This is a genomic window from Mangrovimonas sp. CR14, assembly GCF_011764015.1.
GTDB lineage: Bacteria > Bacteroidota > Bacteroidia > Flavobacteriales > Flavobacteriaceae > Mangrovimonas > Mangrovimonas futianensis.
This window is the reverse complement of the sequence record NZ_JAAFZY010000001.1, coordinates 270819-288492: the sequence shown is the minus strand read 5'-3', so window position 1 is coordinate 288492 and position 17674 is coordinate 270819. Positions and strand designations below refer to the sequence as shown.

Below are 17674 nucleotides of genomic sequence, written 5' to 3'. Positions count from 1 at the left end.
GGTTAGGTTATTTCTTGAGTTTGATTTGCTTCATTGATGGCATCTACCAAATAGGCTTTTCCTAATATTTCTGAACAGGTTAAGACGGCTCCTATTGTTACTCCAAGAATTCCATGCATGTTGAGACTTTGTCCTGTAAACAAGAGATTGTCTATTTTGGTTTTAGGCGAAAGGATAGCTTGCATAGGTTTTTCGGCATCTTTTAGAAAGCCGTACATAGACCCTCCAAGGCTTCCTATGTAATCTCTGTAAGATAAAGGGGTAGAAGTGTAGGTCTCTAAAATACAAGAGCGTATGGCTGGAAATTGTTTTTCCAATTCCAACAGGATTTGTTCTGTTTTTTCAGCTTTGAATTCCTCATAGGTTTGACCCCGTTCGTTTTTGTATTTAACCGTATGAAACGTATGGGCCCAAGGAAGCACCTCTTCATATCTCATGTAGGACATGATTGTCATGTTTTCGGCATAGTCATCCATGTTTTTTTTCACTCCTAAGGATACCATATAACTTTCAGGCCAATTTTGGATGTCGTAGTCTTGAGAGGTCCATACTTTTTCTGGAGTTTTGAAATGGTAAATATTGTGATTGAAATATTTGAAGGTATCGGGTTTAAATACAATATAGAGACTAAAAGCCGCTACGGTTTTTTTAATGTTTTTGATCCTATTGATGTATGGTTTTTTCAACGGACTTTCACCAAACATGTTTAATGTTGTTTGAGGCTCGATATTTGAAATAACCCAATTAGCGGTAAATTCGGTGCCATTTAAACAGGAAACCTTTGATATTTTATCATTCTTGAGATCCATTTTTACAACCTCTTGATGTTTTAAGGCAACACCCCCCAAACTCTTCAGTTTTCTTATCAATAATTTGGTGATTTGACTGCCTCCATTAATACATCTATATGAACTTTCAATATAGGAATTGACTGAGAGGGCATGAACATAAAAAGGTGTGGATTTCAAACCGGCATAAAGGTAGTTAGACCCCATTAAAACCGCTTGTAACTTTTTATTTTGAGTGAGCGCATTCACGACTTCCCAAGTAGACTCTTGAAACACACTCAAATCATAAGGAGATCCTTTCTGTAGAGAATAAAGAGGAAACTTGGAACAAGTTTCTTTCATTTTTTTGGAATAAGCCATTATGGCTTCAGACTCGGTCGGGAATTTCTTAATAAGTTCCTCTTCAAACTTGGCATAGCCTTGGGCATGAGGGTACCATTGTGGGTCATTCCCAAAAGTAATCCTATCATAGGCCAACTCATCCATCTTTTTTAGGTTGAGGTCATGTGCTATTCCTAGATAATTAAAATATTTAAAAAGATTTTGCCCTTCACTAAGTCCTCCTAAATAATGGACACCTGTATCAAATATGGTTTTATTTCTGGTGAAGGTTTGAAGGTTTCCTCCAAATTGCTGGTTTTTTTCTAAAACACATACGCTATAGCCTTCTTTAGCAAGAATAATGGCTGAGACCAAACCTCCCAGGCCACTTCCTACAATGACAACATCGTAATGGTTTTGCATATTATTTTTTTTGAAGCTTTAAGATAATAAGTTTTTCGTTTTCAATCGTGGGGGTTAGTTGGTAATTTTCCAAAAGTTTGTTTTTTAGGGATATACCATCTTTAATCAGCACAACTTTTTTAAGTTTTGGCAGGGAATTTAAAGTTAAAATATCAAAATTAAAGGCAGCGTCTATGACGACTACTTCAAGCTGATCATGGATTGTTGAAGAAATTGTTTCATTAAAATGTAGATTGTAATGAGGACTATTGGTTAAGAAACTATTTTTTAAAATAGTTCTTATGTCTAAATTTTCAATGAAAACACTGATTTTCCTCTCTGGTTTATCCAGAGCCATTAAGAAATCAAAAGCGCCAAAATCTTTAGATAAATGAGCAACTTGTGTATATTCAGTCAGTTCATCAAGAATTTGGTGGTACGTATCTTCATTATTGAAAATATCTTTTTTTACTGTTTGGTAAAGTGTATCACCTTTATAACGATATTCCTCCAAAAGTACGCGATGAAAATAACGACCGTCTTCAATTTCTCTTCTGAAATTGAAAAATTCGTTTTTAAAATGAGCGCTTATTTGTTTCGTTTTTTCTCGGGTTGTTGTGCCAAAAGAAGGGTCCTGAGGTGAAATACGTTCCAATACTTTTAAGGTAATACTGCCGTCCCTGATGACAAAACTACCTTTAGGGATTACCTCAGAATTTCCATGGATTAGAACTGGAAGGATATCCAATTGAAACTCTTCTGCCAAATGAAAAGCGCCTTTGTGAAAGCGTTTCATCTTGTGCGTGTAAGATCTGGTGCCTTCAGGGAAAACCACTATGGAATAGCCTTGTTCTATTTTTTCTTTTAAATGATCCATCCCTTTGTCAATTCCTTCACTTACAGGGTAGTAACCTGTAAATTTCATGGCATATCCAAAAATGGGAGACTTGTATACCCAATCGTTGACCAAAAAAATGATTTTTGGGTAAAGCATTTCTAAGGCAAGTGTGTCTAAGAAAGACGTGTGGTTTGAAATAATTATGGCAGGTTTTTCAAATGTTTCACCTACCTCATTAATAACTTTTTTCTTGACAAAAGGATTGGAGTATAATACCGAAGTCATAAAGTTGGAAGCCAATTTATGAAACCACGGCATGCTTTTTTTTCGGCTTATGGGAAGTATTTTTACAAATAAGGTTCCAATTATCGGAATTATTACAGTTCCCAAACCATAATAAGAGAATGAAATAATGGCAAAAACCAAGTATCTAAAACTGATGGGTCGCTTTTTATTGCTTCCAATAAAAAGTTGAAATAACAAGGGTTGCACTGTAAACGCATTGACCATGGCTGATAAAATGCCAATTATGGACACAAGGGAAATGGTATATAGTGCCGGATGTTTGGCAAAAATCATCACCCCAACTCCAAGAATGGTAGTGATTACCGACAGGATGATTGAGGTTTTGTGGGTCGGTAAAACCACTTCTCCAGTTCGGTATTCGTGCAACAAGCCATTGGTAATAAAAATGCTGTAGTCTATACCCAATCCGAAAATAAATGTGGATATGATGATGTTAAAAATATTAAACTCTATCCCAAAGAGCCCCATTAAACCAATGGTGAAGAACCAAGTTAAACCAATGGGTATACTGGTAACTAATGTTAAGGAAAAGCTTCTATAAAAGGCCAATAATATGAACAGTACGGCCAATAGAGAATAAAGAACCAAATCGTTAAAGTCATTTTTCAAATTCCCTAAGAATGTCTCATTCATCCCTTGTCGATCAATCAAAAATATATGTGGATTGGAATCAAACTTTTCATGGATGTTTTTGACTTCATTTGAGTCAAGTTTCACCAAAGATGTGACGGTAGAAAAACCGTCTTTGGTAGACACGTAGTCTTCAATTTGGATGGCGTCAATGGCTTGGTAACTTTCTACCGAAAGTGAATTGAATTCCTTGTCCAATAGACTATAAAAATCTTCATGTGTTTTGGGCTTAAAGCCAAACTTCTCTCCACTTAAAATGAGATTCTTTTTCAAGTCATTTTTGGTGGATTCATCCCAAAATGATTGCCATTCAGCAATGCGTTCATTTTGGATTTTCATCGACTTGACTAAACCTCCAATGGAACTGAAATCAGTGATTTCCTTGTTGGATTCCATTTTTTTAAGCGTTGAGTAAACGGAATCATTCGTTTGCAGTGCTTTTTGCAGTTCTGTGTTAAATGCTGCTACATAAACTGATTTTGATCCAATATTTGTGATCTGTTCCAAGCGGTTTTGAGCTTCCATTAACTTTGGGGGCTCATAATTTAACTTGGTAATATCTTTATTGAAAGAGACATGATGGAACTTGAATAGACTTATAAGTATGAGTCCTCCTAAAATCACAAACATGACCTTTTTCTTGTGAAATGGAATTTCAGCAAAGCGGTCAATTAAACTTTTCCTATCAGTTAGTTTTATAGAATCTTTATAGGCTTGTGGGATGAAAACCAAAGCAAAGAAGGAAGCGCCAATAACGCTAGTGGCGGCAAATATCCCCAAATCCTGTAATGCTTGGGATTCTAAAAACAACAAACATAAAAAAGCCAGTGCTGTAGTTAGGCTGCTCATTAAAATAGGTTTGGTGATTTCCTCAAACAAGGCTTTCATGTTGTTGCTGGCTCTGATGTGGGTAAGCACATGTAAGGAATAATCCAGGGTTACTCCCAGAAGCACAGAGCCTATTCCTAAGGAAACGGCTGATATTTTTTCTCTAATAAAAAACAGAAGTGTCAGGGCGAGCAATCCGCCAAAAAGAGTGGGAACAAAAAGTATGATAGGGAGCAAAAGCTTTTTGTAAAAGAGTATCAAGATCAACAGCAAAACGGTCATGGCAATACCTACCGTAAACTGTATATCATGTTTAATTTGTTTGGCATTTTCGACGGCTACCAAGGCGCCTCCAAAATATTCGCAACTTGCCTTTCCTTTAAATTCTGCATTTAGTTGCTTGTTTATTTGATACAAAAGATCAGCAAACTTGGCATTTTCACCTGTTTCACTAGAAGGGAAAGTGGGGGATATAAAAAGTAAAATATGGTTTTTATCCTCACTTACCAAAAAGCCATCGTGAAGACTAATTTTGTCTCCAAAAGATAGACTTTGAAGTTTTTTTAATCCTATTAAACCAAGTCCCAAAGGATCCTTTACAATTTGTTTTTTGGTAACGAATCCCGATGGAGAAACCAACGTTTTGTAGTTAGCTTCAGTTATACGTTCAATGCTGTCAAGATTTAGTTTTTGTTTGATGGTCTCATAATCTTGTCCATCTAAGAATAAAGGAAGATTGTCATAAACAAAATTTAGGGTATTTAAAACTTCCTCGTCTTCGACTTTCCCTTGAACAGAAGCTACATATGAAGGAGTCTTTGCATATAAACTGTCTAAGAATTGTGAGGCATACTTGGATAGGTCATTTAAGGTTCCTGATTCCGATTTAGAAATATTGACAATGATTTTATCAGCAAAATCGACTGTTTTGAAAATTTTTCCCGCATTTTCATTTTTGTCATTGACAGGTATTAGTTTAGTAATGTCTTCTTCAAATTGGATATTAAATGACACATAGAACAAACCTAAAATAGCAAAGAGCATCCCAACGAAACTAAGAGTCTTCCTTTTTTTGATTTGTTGGTATATGTTGAAGAAGATTTTAGCCATTATTTAAAACCATTTTCCTTTTTTCAAAAACAGTGAAGAAGAAATAGGCCAAAATACCCAAAATTAGGGCAGAGAAAGCGGCTAATGTAAAGCTTCCGACGATATAAGTTTCTAAATGTTTGACAATTTCAAAATTGTTAACAAGGTCATCCAAAGTGAAGGGGTAATTAACATTTAAAACCCATTGTCCCACCTTGGAACTGGCATACAAAATAAAGGGTATGAATGGTGGCAAACTCACATTTGAAAATGCAAAGGCGATAGCTTTGTTTAAGTTGAAAAAAATGGCTAGAAAAATAACAATAACGGTATGGAATCCCCAAAATGGAGATAACCCTATAAAAACCCCTAGGGCAATAGATAATGCCTTTTTTCTGGGAGAATCATAACTGCCTAAAAAATCTTCAACAAAAAATCGTTTAACCCCTTTTTTTTTAAGACTCCTAAAAATATTTCTAGGTTTGATAAAAAATAAAGTCAAAAATACCAGCCAGGTATTCAGAATACTAATTCTAGTAAAGTCTTTAAATGGACGAAAGTGTGATACTCTTTCAGAATGATCATAAAGTATTTGAATGGGAATGTTTTTGACTTCGACGTCTTTCCATGCCGACTTAACAATGACTTCAATTTCAAACTCAAATTTGGTAGTAAAAAACTTTAGATTTTTAATGATGTGCAGTGGATACATGCGATATCCAGATTGGGTGTCTTCAAGTTTGATGCCAGTCTCGAACCAAAACCAAAAGTTAGAAAAGTTGTTTCCAAAACTACTTTTTGAGGGAACCCCCTCTTGTCTCATATTACGGGCACCAATTAATAATAAATCCCGATTCTTGCTAAGTTCCAATTCATTAATGAAAAGGGGAATATCACTTGGGAAATGTTGTCCGTCAGAATCAATTGTAATGGCAAATTCATAACCTTGTTCCAAAGCCACTTCAAAACCTTTTCTTAATGCCATCCCTTTACCTTGGTTTTTTTCAAAATGAATAACCGTAAGATTGGGGTAGTCAGATAACAACGATGGAGTGGAATCTGTAGATCCATCATTGATTATAATGATTTGCTCTGTATAGTTTAAAACGCCATCTATAACACGTTTTAAAGTGCGTTCGTTATTATAAGTTGGAATAACAACACAAACTTTTAACTGATCTATTTTTTTTGTGATTTGATTTGAATTCACCCGCTACAAATCTTAGTTCTTAATTACGCACCAAATCTTTTTCTTCAGGAGTAAAAAGAGTTGATTGTAAGATATAATCTTTAATGTGATTTTTCAAGTTGATGGAAGAAATACTTGAATATTGTTTCAATAAAAACAACTTGTCTTTATCTATGTCCTCTTTGTAACCCAATAATTTGGGTGTGTTTTCTTGAATCCCTAATCTTATAAAACGGGGTTCGATAGCATTGGGCTCCTTTTGTATGGCATATTCCAAGAGAGTGGCTCCTTCTACAAATCCTTCCTTTTTTTCCTTAATGGTTTTAGCACCTCTAGCTTTTAATGCTATGGAAGCTCCTTTGTAGGCTACCAGTGTAACTGCATCTTCCTTTTTTACTGGAGACAAGGCAACATAAAATGCTTCTACCTTGGATTTGTCGTGTGCAGCATCTCTATACATATCTCTAACCTCTTTCAAATCTAAAGATTGATTTGTAAAGGCAAATAAAGTTATGATAAGGTATAGAAATTTCATTTTAAATGGTTTTGAATCCCATGCTAAGTTTTAATGCCACAGTTTCTCCAAACTTCGTCGTGTTTTTTACCTTATAGTGCTGGTCTTCTTCAACGATATCCAAGGTTAATTCCAAATCTGGAGTTTTTTCAGGATTGATGATGGCCATAAACTTCACATTACTTGAAGATTCCATAAAAAGAGATTTACCAACAATTTGTTCGGTAAGTTCTTTAATGATTTGCATCATACAAACACCTGGAGTCACAGGATTTCCAGGGAAATGCCCCTTAAACACCTCATGGTTTTTATTGATAGTGATATGGGCATTAGCTGAGTTTTCAACTACGCTCAAATCATTTAGGGTATAAAAGTCTTTGATTAGCATGAGTTTAAAAGTTGAACTTATAAGCCACCCCTAATTGAATGACTGAATTAAGTTGATTGTTTTCTTCATTATGGTAATATCCATTTGAATCATAATAGCTATCATCCCAAAAATCCAGATCAATAAATCCTTGTTTGTATCTAGCTTCAATTGCTAGTCCAAACGGGAATTCATAACCTATACCAGCAAACAAGGAAAAATCAAATGGGGTGATGTCACTATCACTATCATCATTTATGAGATTAATCCAATTGTCATCAAAGTTAAAATCTAAACTTGGTCCAGCAATGAGATGTAATCCTAATCCTTTAACTGGGAAAAATTTATTTGCTACTGCAACAGATACATAATGAATGTCGTAGTTATCCTCGATACCGCCTATAAAATTTCTTTCGGCACCTTGGTTGCTGTATACTATTTCAGGCTGTAAGGTATAGAATTCGGTCAGTTTTAGGGCTCCAAAAATGGCCGCATTCAATCCCATTTTGGAATCTGTTCTTGTGTTTGAAATACTTGAATAATTCGCCCCGATTCTTACTCCTGGTCGAAATGAGACCTGGGAAAAAGAAGTAAATGAGACCAAAGTAAGGGCTAAAATAAATAGGTTTTTTTTCATAGGGTTTAAATAGATTTTAACTGAATAATCAGTTTGATAGATTGATGCTTGATTGTAATTTGGTCTGCAATATTATCATTTATTTCTTGAAACAGAAAGGAGGTTTTTTCTTTTCCTCCTTTGGTTTTTATAATTTTTTCCAATCCTTCGTTTTGAATGAAATAAAAGTAGGGTTGGTTTAAAATATGAGTTTTATAAACCGTATAATTTCCTTTTTGATAGGAACCGGTTACAGTCAGCTGTTCTTTTATTAAAGCTGAAAAATCTTCTTTTAGGATGTTTATAAACATTTTCTTATTTAAATCATCCATGATGTAATTCACCTTGAAGTTATCACCGTTAAATGAAAAGTCAAATAACTTGTTTCCCATTTCTGTTGTGAAGGCTACGCGGTGATGGTTTTCTCCTATTTTTTTTATAATAAATAAGCCACCAAAAGATTTGCCGTAAACTTCAATTTGAGCTTTATAGACATAGTCTTTAGTAAGATCTGAAAAGTAGGAATTAGAAACTGTATTAACCTGAAGATCGGTTGGTGTAAGGTCAGCTTTTTTTGGATAAGAACCACATGCTAATGTGAGCAGGCATAAACTAAGGATTAAAAATCGCATCATCCAATCTTGAATTAAGAGTCCTTTGTTTAAATTCTATTTTGGTATAGTCCCCAGAGGGCTCTAACATTTTGACTTGTTCTACATCCCCTTTGGCACTGAAAATTATTTGAAAACTGCTAATGTATTCTAGAAGTTTGGAATCCTGGGGAGAGAAATGAACTTCGCTACCGTTAGGCAACGCATAATAAGCAATATTAAATTCTTGCTCATCAAACATATCTCCTTTGACACTTTTAATGATCAATTGATTTAATTGTTTAAACATTTTATTTGACCCTAAATCAACTTGACTTTTTTTACCTTCATCATCTACAAATAAGGTTTCATTCTTAAAAATAACTGAGTATTCAAAAGGTTCAGTATAGGCCCATTTCACCAAATTTGGTGACTTAAAGTGCAGTTCTCCTTTTGTAATTATATCATTTGATAAAAAATCTAAATGTTTGTATTGAATAAAATCACTCTTTATTGTTTTGGTGGTTTCAGCTTGTTCTTTAACCAAATTTCTTAATGCTTGAGCTTGTGAGCTATTCATTATGGTTTGGCCATAAACCGAAAACATCATGAAAAAGAAAAGAAAGTATAGGTTACGCATAAGCTTCCAATTGACATAAGGAGTCTATAGTGACAGATTCCAAATTTTGTTGTTGTAAAAATAACAATAACTGTTCCAAAACACGAAGGGTTTTTGCGCTGCTGTCATGAAGTAAAATAATGTCACCTTTTTTTAGGTCTTTGGTTATGCGCTTCAGAATGGTTACATCACTCAAATTGGTAGTATCAAAAGAACGTTGATTCCATCCTATGGAAGTCAATCCCAATGCTTTTATAGCCTTTTTAATGTTTGGGTTAGTTACACCAAATGCAGGTCGGTATAATTTGCAATGCAGTCCTCCATGTTTTTTAATAGACTGATTGGTCTCTTGAAGTTCTGTTAATACCTTGGTAAATCCAAAAAAACCAAAGGTATTGGAATGGGAGTAGGTGTGATTTCCTATCGTGTGACCGTCTTCAATTATTGTCTTGAAAAGGTCTGGATGCTGATCTATATTTTTTCCAATACAAAAAAAAGTGGCTTTTGCATGAAAGCTTTTTAAAAGAGCTAACACCTGTGGCGTAAATTCTGGGTTTGGGCCATCATCAAATGTAATAGCAACTTGGTGTTTTTGAGTATTTGGATTGGAATTAACAGATTTAAAATGATAATTCCAGCCTATTAAACCCGATCCCAATGCTGTTAGAATAAGCCAAATGGTAATTATTGGGAAGATTAACCAAAATGGATTCCAATTTAAAACATAACCAAGAAGTAATATTATAAGTAATAAAACAGTGATGATATTAACTGTTTTAAAAGTTAGCATTTTTTAAGTAAAGTGAAACTATGATTTTCCCCACGATACTGATTATACAATAAGACGTTGTCAAATTGAACTGTCTGAGTATGATTTAATTTTATGACTTCAGGAACCGACTGATGTTTTAAAATGTTTGACGCTAGCCAAAACCCAAAGGAAGATACGGTGTTAAACTCCCCACTTAAATGTTTGAAATAAACTTGTTGTGTTTGGGTGAATAGATCTTGGGCAAGTGCATTGTAGTAATCATCAAAATCAACATCCCCATTGTTTCCTAAAACTAGTAAATCAATATCTTTGGCTTCCATGTTGTTCGCCTTTAGAAAGATATTTAACTCTGATTGCAGCTGATCTTTTTCTAAGGTATTAAATGTTTTAGTGTCGAGAACTTCAGCATACGAAGTTTCACCTTTTTCACTGGAGAGCACAAAAAAATTAGCACCTTCACCAAATACAGCACCCGATGTTTTAGAAGCTAATAGTTGGGAAGATTTTACTTTTTCAGCTTTGATATGCTTGATAATCTGATGTATTTTTACGGTATGATCTCCTAATTCATCAACTCCTCCTATAAGGATATGATTAGCTTCCTCCTCTTGAATTTGCATCAAAGCATCTAACAAAGCTGATTCAAATGAAATGGCAGCATGTACATAAGTGAAGTTGTAACCTTTACATTGAATTTCTAAAGCTATTTGACCGCCAACGGTATTGTGTGTCGATTGAATGAATGGTGTGGGCGTTAAAAACTGTTCGTCATTGTCAATAATAGCACTAACAAATTTCTCAGAATCTCTTACACATCCCATTCCTGTTCCTGTAATAATGGCATCCACATTATGGATACCAGCCTCGGTAAGGGCTATTTTGGAAGCCACAATTCCCATTTTGATACCTTTCGCCATTCTTCTGGCTGCAGCCGGTGGGATGTAATCCTTATAAACAGGATCCAAGGCATGGATTACATGATCTTCATGATCAATAACATCTTCCAAAAAACTGCCGTCAAAGGTCTTTTGGGTAGAAATAGAACCAACACTATTTACATATACTTGCTTCATGATTATGGTTCTTTTGAAAATATAACGGTAGAACAATTCCCTCCAAATCCTAAAGAATTGGAAAGTACTGTCTTGATTTCTTTTTGTTTAATGCTCAATTCGGGAGTAATGTCAAACTCCTTCATGGGTGTTTCAAAATTGAGATTGGGATAAATCACATTATTTTGTAATGCCAAAACAGAATATACTGCTTCAATTCCTCCAGCAGCAGCTAGGGTATGTCCGGTATATGCTTTGGTAGAACTAAAATCGGGTACACGATCTCCAAAAACCCTTAGTATGGCTCTTCCTTCTGAAAGATCATTGTTGCCAGTAGCTGTCCCGTGTGCATTTATGTAGTCAATATCTTCAGGATGTAGACCCGCTATTTTAAGGGCTTGTTCCATGGCTAGGGTAGCACCATCTCCATCGTCTGAAGAGGCGGTTTGGTGAAATGCGTCATTGGCATTCCCATAACCTTTTACATAGGCAAGGACGGTTTTGTTTTCGGCTTGAACAACTTCGTCAGATTCCAATACCAAAAACGCAGCAGCCTCCCCTAAATTCAAGCCTTTACGATTTTCGTCAAAAGGTGTATTGTAGGTGTCTGAAAGAATCATCAACGTTTTGAATCCGTTGATGGTAAATTTTGATAAACAATCAGACCCGCCCACCACAACGCGATCCAAACGGCCTGTTTTAATTAAACGGGCACCCAACATTATGGCGTTTGCAGCAGAAGAACACGCCGTACTAATAGTAGTAACCAAACTGCCATCTATACCAAGTTGTTCTGCTATTTTTTGAGTAGAATCTCCCGCATGATGACCATCAATATATTTCTGGACTTCAGGATTCTCTAAATACTCATAAAAATACCTTTCAGTCATATCCATACCACCAACACTGGTGGCTGAAACCAAACCAGTTTTGTACTGAGTTATATCAGAAATTCCAGCATTTTTAATAGCCTCTTTCGCGGCTATGACACCTAGTAAAGCGGTTCTCGAATAATTATTAGTAGCGGGTAATTGCAATTGTTCAATAAAAACATCATTGGTGAAATCAATTTCTCCTACCATAATGTCATTGACATGGTTTGTTTGGATTTTTTTGACTCTTCCAATGCCCTTTTTTTTATCGATTAAGGACTGAAAATTTTCTTCCACATTGTTTCCAATGGCAGAAATAATTCCCATCCCAGTAATAGCAACACCTTTCCCCATAAATGAATTACTTGGTTCTGTGTTCTGAAATATAAGTGGCCATAGTATTAATGGACTCAAAGATGGAACGCCCTTCTTTTGGATCAGTTAATTTGATACCATAATTTTTGTCTAACATGACAATCAATTCCAAAGCGTCTATGGAATCCAATCCTAAACCATCGCCAAAAAGCATATCATCATCTGCGATATCTGCTGGAGACATATCCTCTAAATTCAACTGCTCAATAATGTTCTCCTTCAATTCTTGTTTTAATGCGTCCATAGTTATTTCTTGTATAATTTGTTAATCTCGTTTATTGTGTGTTCGTGGCTTCCATTTTTGGAAACCAAATATAAAAATGCTTCATAAGTGTCATTATCAACATCAACCCAACCACACAAAACTTTTTCTGCTTGTTTGGATTGTATTAAACTTTGACTGTAATGATACAGATGTTCAGCATTAAAGTTGTCAAAGATAAAAAAACTATTTTCAGAATAGAGTTTATATTTAATGCTGATCTCACCCAAACAAATATTGGGTAAAGTATAGACAAATACAGCCGGACTTGGGTAGTAATTGTCTTTATTTTGAATAGATTCTTGGTGGCTTCTATCGGTATTTAAACTAGAGGCCTTGTTTGAAAAAATAAGAGCAATATTTTCTTCATTCTCGGGTTGGACACCTTCATGTTTTAAAAGGATGTCTGCCGCAACCAATGCCAATTTGCTTAAATCATCCATTTTAAAAAACTTAGGATAGGCAACACCACATTGTTTGTACCCCAATTTTATAAATTCTGAAAAGGGGCCGTCTTGAGAAAATAAATTTTCCCCGTTAAGTTTAATTTGATTGTCCTTAATCTGGACATATGATGATATGGCTAAGCTCCCTTTTGTCATTTAAGAGGATTTCTTGCAAATATACATGGTGTGATATTCTCCTAAAGGTAAATCTTTATAGATCTCCAATCCAGCTTGCTCAGCTAATTCCAAAATGTCTGTTGACTTGTACATTTTACTATTGCCGTTGGCCATCACCGTAAAGTAAAGCGAGGTGGCTTCTAACACATACTTGGAGCTGTCAAAACGTTGTCTGTCTGTATAGGTTTCCACAATCACCAATTGAGTATGATCATCCATAGAAGCCACACAAGTGGATAGAATTTTTAAAATTTCTTCCTTTGAAAAGCAGTCTAAAAATTGGCAGAGCCAAATGGTGTCAGCTCCTGTAGGTATTTTAGGATTATCCTTTAACCAATCTATTTCATACCCTGTTATACGCTCTTCAAATCCCTTTTCTTGAGCGTTTTTGAGAGCCATTTCAAGTTGACCTGGTAAATCAATCATTGTTACTTCAACCTGTTCATCTTCTTCACAACATGCTATTGAGAACTTGCCAGTATTGGCTCCTATATCAAAGATTTTTCTGGGTTTGTTTTTAAGAACCTGCTGAAGCGCCAATCTAAAAATATCATCACTGTAATGATGGTCAAACTCAAACCAAGATTTTTGAACATCAGAAGGAAGCTTAGATAGGCCTTCATAAATGGTAGGCCAAGACCCCAATTCTTTTAACCCTTCAGGTTGCCCATTTTTTATCGCATCTTCTAAATGAAACAGCCCTTTATAGCATACATCTTGAGTGAAATTCACATTAACATTGACCGTTGGATGATAGGCGAGGAAATAACCCGTTTTTGTCAATTCAAAATGGCCTAATTCATTTTTTTCCACAATATCTGAACTTTCTGCCATTTCCAAAAGCACACCCAATCCATACTCACTTAAAGATAAAGTTTCAGCTATCTCGGCCATTTTAGCGCCTCCTTTTTTACGATGCTTGAATATTTCATCAAAAACTCCCAAATTTCTTAGGCAGACGACAGATTGAAATAAGAATGGAGCCAAAGCAATTTTATGGGCTTCATTTAAGGCATCTAAAGCTTTTACGGCGGTTTTTGTCATAGTGCATGTTTTTTGAAAACAACAGCTGTATTGCAACCTCCAAAACCTGAGGCTGTTTTAAGCATGGTTCGTAACGGTGTTTTTTGTGTAGAAGTTATAAGATTAATGGGTTTTGAAACACCAAGGGTATCAAAACCTAAAGATTTATAAAGTGTATCATTTTTTAATGAATGAACCCCAACAATGGCTTCAAGCAAACCAGAAGCACCAAGGGTATGTCCGAAATAACCTTTAAGACTATGGGTTGGTACGTTTTCCAATCCAGATCTGTTAAAGGCAATGGCTTCCATTTCATCATTATATAGGGTCGCCGTTCCATGGGCAGAAATAAAATCGATGTCTTTGGCCGAAATTTGTGACTGTTCCAAGGCCGACTGAATGCTTCTGAATAGACCTTCACCCGTTCGGGAAGGTCCTGAAATATGATTGGCATCGTTGCAGGAAGCTTCTCCTATAATCGCAACAGCATCTTCTGATAATAATTCTATGTTATTTGTAACCAATGCGCTAGCGGTTACTTCTCCGATATTGATTCCTTTGCGATCTTTATCATAAGGTTTGCAAAGTTCGTCACTAAGGGCTTGAAAGGAATTAAAACCTGACAAAATAAATTCGGTAACCAAATCACCACCAACTACCAATATATGGTCATACATGCCTTGTTGGATGTACCTTTTGGCAGTAGCCAACGCTAAAATCCCTGAAACGCATGCGTTGGAAATAACGATGGGAGTCCTAGTTATTCCAAAGAAATTTGAAATGGAATTTGCCAAAGAGCTCAAATAGGCTCTTTCTTCAGGAAATGAATTGTCTGCATCAAGGGCATCTACATTTCCTTTTGTAGTTGAGACAATCAATCCAACACGATCGTTTATAGATAGATTTGATTGGGTGATAACGTCCTTTAGAGAAAGAATCATCATTCTTTCTAATTTGGTATAGTCTTGTGGGTTCCCCAAAGATTCAAAGGCCTCATTTAAAAGGTTGTTATCTATCAGTGACGAATAAAAAGGTTGTGGAAGATAAGTTTTGTCTTTAATTAAAGATAAACCAGAAACTTCCTTTTGAATTTGTTCAACAACGACTTCACTTGAAAATCCCAAAGAAGAAATAATATTGTTATATGAAAGAAATACCTTATTCATCTAGCAATCCTACACTTTTCTTCCATGCAATAAAAAAATCTGGAGGCGTGAGCCAAAGCTCTCCTTCCCCAATTTGGTCTACAAAAACTTGAACGGTTTCTCCAGTACAAACAAGCTCATCATCTTGATTAAATACTTCATAACGAAATACCATTTTGGCTGCCGGACTATCTATAAAAATGGTTTTTATGGTCGCAATATCACCATAGCGTAACGGTCTTTTATGATCGGTACTTGATTTTATGATCGGAGTGGCAAAGCCATATTTTTTTTGATCTAAGTAGGAAATACCGTGATGTCTTCCAAAATCTTCCCTTCCATCTTCAAAGTATTGAATATAGTTTCCATGCCAAACAATTCCCAATGGATCGGTCTCTACAAATCGGATACGTACTTTACTGGTATGTGAAATGATAGGTTTAGACGGCATTTTTTCTTTCATTATAAACAATAGCAATTAAAGTTGTCACCAAAAAAAAGATAAGTAAGGTGAAAATTTCAGGTAAAATATCCAAAAATGAAGCATTACGCAAGAAAACATCATAAAAAGCATTAAGCCCCCAATTCATAGGGGAAATATGAGATAGTGTCTGCATAAATTTAGGCATTACAAACACTGGAACCCATACACCTCCCAAAGCTGCCAAAATTACCACAAAGGTAGCTCCAAATGGCGCTGATTGTTCTTGGGTCTTAGCAATGGTTCCTAATAAAAGCCCCAGACCTATGGCTCCTAACCCAGCAAACAATGCCACGACAAACAATAGTGGTATACGTCCAGATACATCCAAGGTTGGTAAACCTATTTTTGGGAAAAGAAACACCCCAATCATCAACATAAGCATGAACTGAATCAGGCAAACCAATAAATAAACCAATGTTTTTCCTCCCAATACGGTAGCATAAGACACAGGATTGGTTCGGAGTCTAACGAACGTTCCTTGATTTTTTTCCTTTACCAAATTGATGGATAAAGGTACAATGATGAAAAAAATGGCAAATAGAGACCAAGCCGGAACATTATGTTGCACCGAATTAGGAATCATTTCTTTTTCGTCTTTTTCTGGGAGAACTTCTTTAAAGCTAATTAAGCTTTTTGTATCAAAAATGACTTCTTCAGGGTCATTTGATATTTGTTCTTGAAAAGCTTTATAAATGGATTCGGTTTCAATTTTAGAGATCATCTTGTCAATCCCGTTCTTCACCGATGTCTTAAAGGTAATTTGAGTGGCAGGATCAAAATAAAGACGAACTTCTTTTATTGCAATCTGTTTTTTGGGAGTGGTATCTGTGCTATCAGAATCCATAGAAAATTTAGCCATGATCCCTTCCACATTTTGATCTACTTGGGCCTGTAGTTCCTCAGAAAGCTCTTTTGGAATGACAATAGCCATTTGATATTTTCCCTTAAAAACCAAATCCTTGGCTTCATCTTCAGAGGTTTTGGAATGGATTTCAAATGCGTCGGATTCTTTTAGGCCATCCAATATTGTTTTAGAAACATCACCTTGGTCGTTGTCAACTACCAAAATGGGAATGTCAATATTTTCGATGGTTTTGAAAGAGCTATCCTGAATTAATGTAATGGTTACAATTAGTACCAAAGGCATGATAAATAAGATAGCAATACCCCCAATGTCTCTGGTAAGCAACAAAAATTCTTTATATGCAGATGCCCATAATTTACGCATGATCCCTAAGTGCTTTACCTGTTAAGCTTAAAAAGACATCTTCCAGATTGTGAGTTCCTTCATGGTTAGAAATAAGGTCTTTTGGTTTTCCTTGGATAATAATTTTTCCGTGGTCAATGATAGCCACTTCAGTACAAAAATTTTCGGCCTCATTTAAATGATGGGAGGTGTAAATGATAGTGGTCCCATTTTGATTCAGTTCTTGTAAAAATTGAATAATCGCATTCTTGGATTGGACATCCACACCAACGGTGGGTTCATCAAGAAATAATACTTTAGGATGATGAAGAATGCTGGCAATCAGGTTGACTCGGCGTTTCATTCCTCCTGAAAACGTTCGTATTTTTTTATGTGCAAAGGGGAGCAAACCCAATCGCTCTAAGGCAACATTAATTTTGTTGGATAAATCCTTTCCCTTCAAACCATACATACTTCCAAAGTACTGCAAGTTTTCAAAGGCTGTTAGAGCAGGGTATAAGGCGTATTCTTGCGGAACAATACCTATGAGTTGTTTTAATCGGTTTTTATCACGTTGATAATCCAATCCATCAATTTTGAAAGTCCCAGAAGTGGGTTTAATCAAGGAGCACAAAATAGAAATGAGAGTTGTTTTTCCAGCGCCATTTGGTCCCAATAGACCAAAAATTTCCTTTTCATTGACGTGCAGGCTCAAATTGGATACCGAATAATAATCGGCGTCCTTATATTTTTTTGATACCTGGTCAATTTGAATCATAACTA

Annotated in this window: 18 protein-coding genes; all 18 read right to left on the bottom strand. The window is 35.6% G+C overall.

Translation table 11 applies throughout. The features are described from left to right. Positions 1 to 2: 2 nt before the first annotated feature. Genes GZ212_RS01200 through GZ212_RS01115 form a run of 18 tightly spaced genes read right to left on the bottom strand, consistent with a single transcriptional unit; the run spans position 3 to position 17669 of the window. Positions 3 to 1532 carry an NAD(P)/FAD-dependent oxidoreductase gene (locus tag GZ212_RS01200; protein ID WP_166956532.1) on the bottom strand — a complete coding sequence of 510 codons (1530 nt, stop codon included), beginning with the start codon at positions 1530 to 1532 and terminating at the stop codon, positions 3 to 5. A 1-nt stretch (position 1533) separates the two neighbouring features. Further along, the gene (locus GZ212_RS01195) at positions 1534 to 5223 is read right to left on the bottom strand and encodes a 1-acyl-sn-glycerol-3-phosphate acyltransferase (protein WP_166956529.1); all 3690 of its coding nucleotides are present in this window, start codon (positions 5221 to 5223) and stop codon (positions 1534 to 1536) included. Continuing rightward, positions 5216 to 6412 carry a DUF2062 domain-containing protein gene (locus GZ212_RS01190; RefSeq protein WP_166956526.1) on the bottom strand — a complete coding sequence of 399 codons (1197 nt, stop codon included), beginning with the start codon at positions 6410 to 6412 and terminating at the stop codon, positions 5216 to 5218. Before GZ212_RS01190 ends, GZ212_RS01195 begins: the two co-directional genes overlap by 8 nt. 19 nt (positions 6413 to 6431) lie before the next feature. Then, positions 6432 to 6926 carry a hypothetical protein gene (locus GZ212_RS01185; RefSeq protein ID WP_053970653.1) on the bottom strand — a complete coding sequence of 165 codons (495 nt, stop codon included), beginning with the start codon at positions 6924 to 6926 and terminating at the stop codon, positions 6432 to 6434. Between the two features lies 1 nt (position 6927). After that, positions 6928 to 7293, bottom strand: coding sequence for a 3-hydroxyacyl-ACP dehydratase (locus tag GZ212_RS01180; RefSeq protein WP_166956523.1), 366 nt, complete (start codon positions 7291 to 7293; stop codon positions 6928 to 6930). A gap of 4 nt (positions 7294 to 7297) precedes the next feature. Continuing rightward, positions 7298 to 7909 carry a porin family protein gene (locus tag GZ212_RS01175; RefSeq protein WP_053970651.1) on the bottom strand — a complete coding sequence of 204 codons (612 nt, stop codon included), beginning with the start codon at positions 7907 to 7909 and terminating at the stop codon, positions 7298 to 7300. A 5-nt stretch (positions 7910 to 7914) separates the two neighbouring features. Next, a complete protein-coding gene (locus GZ212_RS01170; RefSeq protein ID WP_240923694.1) occupies positions 7915 to 8523 on the bottom strand; it encodes a hypothetical protein in 609 nt (202 codons plus the stop codon). Then, complete coding sequence (locus tag GZ212_RS01165) at positions 8501 to 9118, bottom strand: outer membrane lipoprotein carrier protein LolA (protein WP_166956520.1); 618 nt, start codon at positions 9116 to 9118, stop codon at positions 8501 to 8503. The genes GZ212_RS01170 and GZ212_RS01165 overlap by 23 nt, the downstream gene beginning before the upstream one ends. After that, positions 9111 to 9887: a polysaccharide deacetylase family protein gene (locus GZ212_RS01160; RefSeq protein ID WP_166956517.1), complete on the bottom strand. Its 777-nt coding sequence runs from the start codon at positions 9885 to 9887 to the stop codon at positions 9111 to 9113. Before GZ212_RS01160 ends, GZ212_RS01165 begins: the two co-directional genes overlap by 8 nt. Then, positions 9881 to 10942 carry a beta-ketoacyl synthase N-terminal-like domain-containing protein gene (locus GZ212_RS01155; protein ID WP_166956515.1) on the bottom strand — a complete coding sequence of 354 codons (1062 nt, stop codon included), beginning with the start codon at positions 10940 to 10942 and terminating at the stop codon, positions 9881 to 9883. The genes GZ212_RS01160 and GZ212_RS01155 overlap by 7 nt, the downstream gene beginning before the upstream one ends. 2 nt (positions 10943 to 10944) lie before the next feature. Beyond that, positions 10945 to 12147, bottom strand: coding sequence for a beta-ketoacyl-[acyl-carrier-protein] synthase family protein (locus GZ212_RS01150; protein WP_166956512.1), 1203 nt, complete (start codon positions 12145 to 12147; stop codon positions 10945 to 10947). 7 nt (positions 12148 to 12154) lie between these two features. Then, a complete protein-coding gene (locus GZ212_RS01145; protein WP_053970645.1) occupies positions 12155 to 12412 on the bottom strand; it encodes a phosphopantetheine-binding protein in 258 nt (85 codons plus the stop codon). A gap of 2 nt (positions 12413 to 12414) precedes the next feature. Then, positions 12415 to 13032, bottom strand: coding sequence for a 3-oxoacyl-ACP synthase (locus tag GZ212_RS01140; RefSeq protein WP_166956509.1), 618 nt, complete (start codon positions 13030 to 13032; stop codon positions 12415 to 12417). Further along, positions 13033 to 14097, bottom strand: coding sequence for a methyltransferase (locus GZ212_RS01135; RefSeq protein ID WP_166956506.1), 1065 nt, complete (start codon positions 14095 to 14097; stop codon positions 13033 to 13035). Beyond that, the gene (locus tag GZ212_RS01130) at positions 14094 to 15242 is read right to left on the bottom strand and encodes a beta-ketoacyl synthase (protein ID WP_166956503.1); all 1149 of its coding nucleotides are present in this window, start codon (positions 15240 to 15242) and stop codon (positions 14094 to 14096) included. Before GZ212_RS01130 ends, GZ212_RS01135 begins: the two co-directional genes overlap by 4 nt. After that, on the bottom strand, positions 15235 to 15684 hold the full coding sequence (locus GZ212_RS01125; protein WP_166956500.1) for a thioesterase family protein: 450 nt from the start codon (positions 15682 to 15684) through the stop codon (positions 15235 to 15237). The genes GZ212_RS01130 and GZ212_RS01125 overlap by 8 nt, the downstream gene beginning before the upstream one ends. Further along, a complete protein-coding gene (locus GZ212_RS01120) occupies positions 15662 to 16933 on the bottom strand; it encodes an ABC transporter permease (RefSeq protein ID WP_166956497.1) in 1272 nt (423 codons plus the stop codon). The genes GZ212_RS01125 and GZ212_RS01120 overlap by 23 nt, the downstream gene beginning before the upstream one ends. Next, complete coding sequence (locus GZ212_RS01115) at positions 16926 to 17669, bottom strand: ABC transporter ATP-binding protein (RefSeq protein ID WP_166956494.1); 744 nt, start codon at positions 17667 to 17669, stop codon at positions 16926 to 16928. The genes GZ212_RS01120 and GZ212_RS01115 overlap by 8 nt, the downstream gene beginning before the upstream one ends. Positions 17670 to 17674 lie beyond the last annotated feature (5 nt).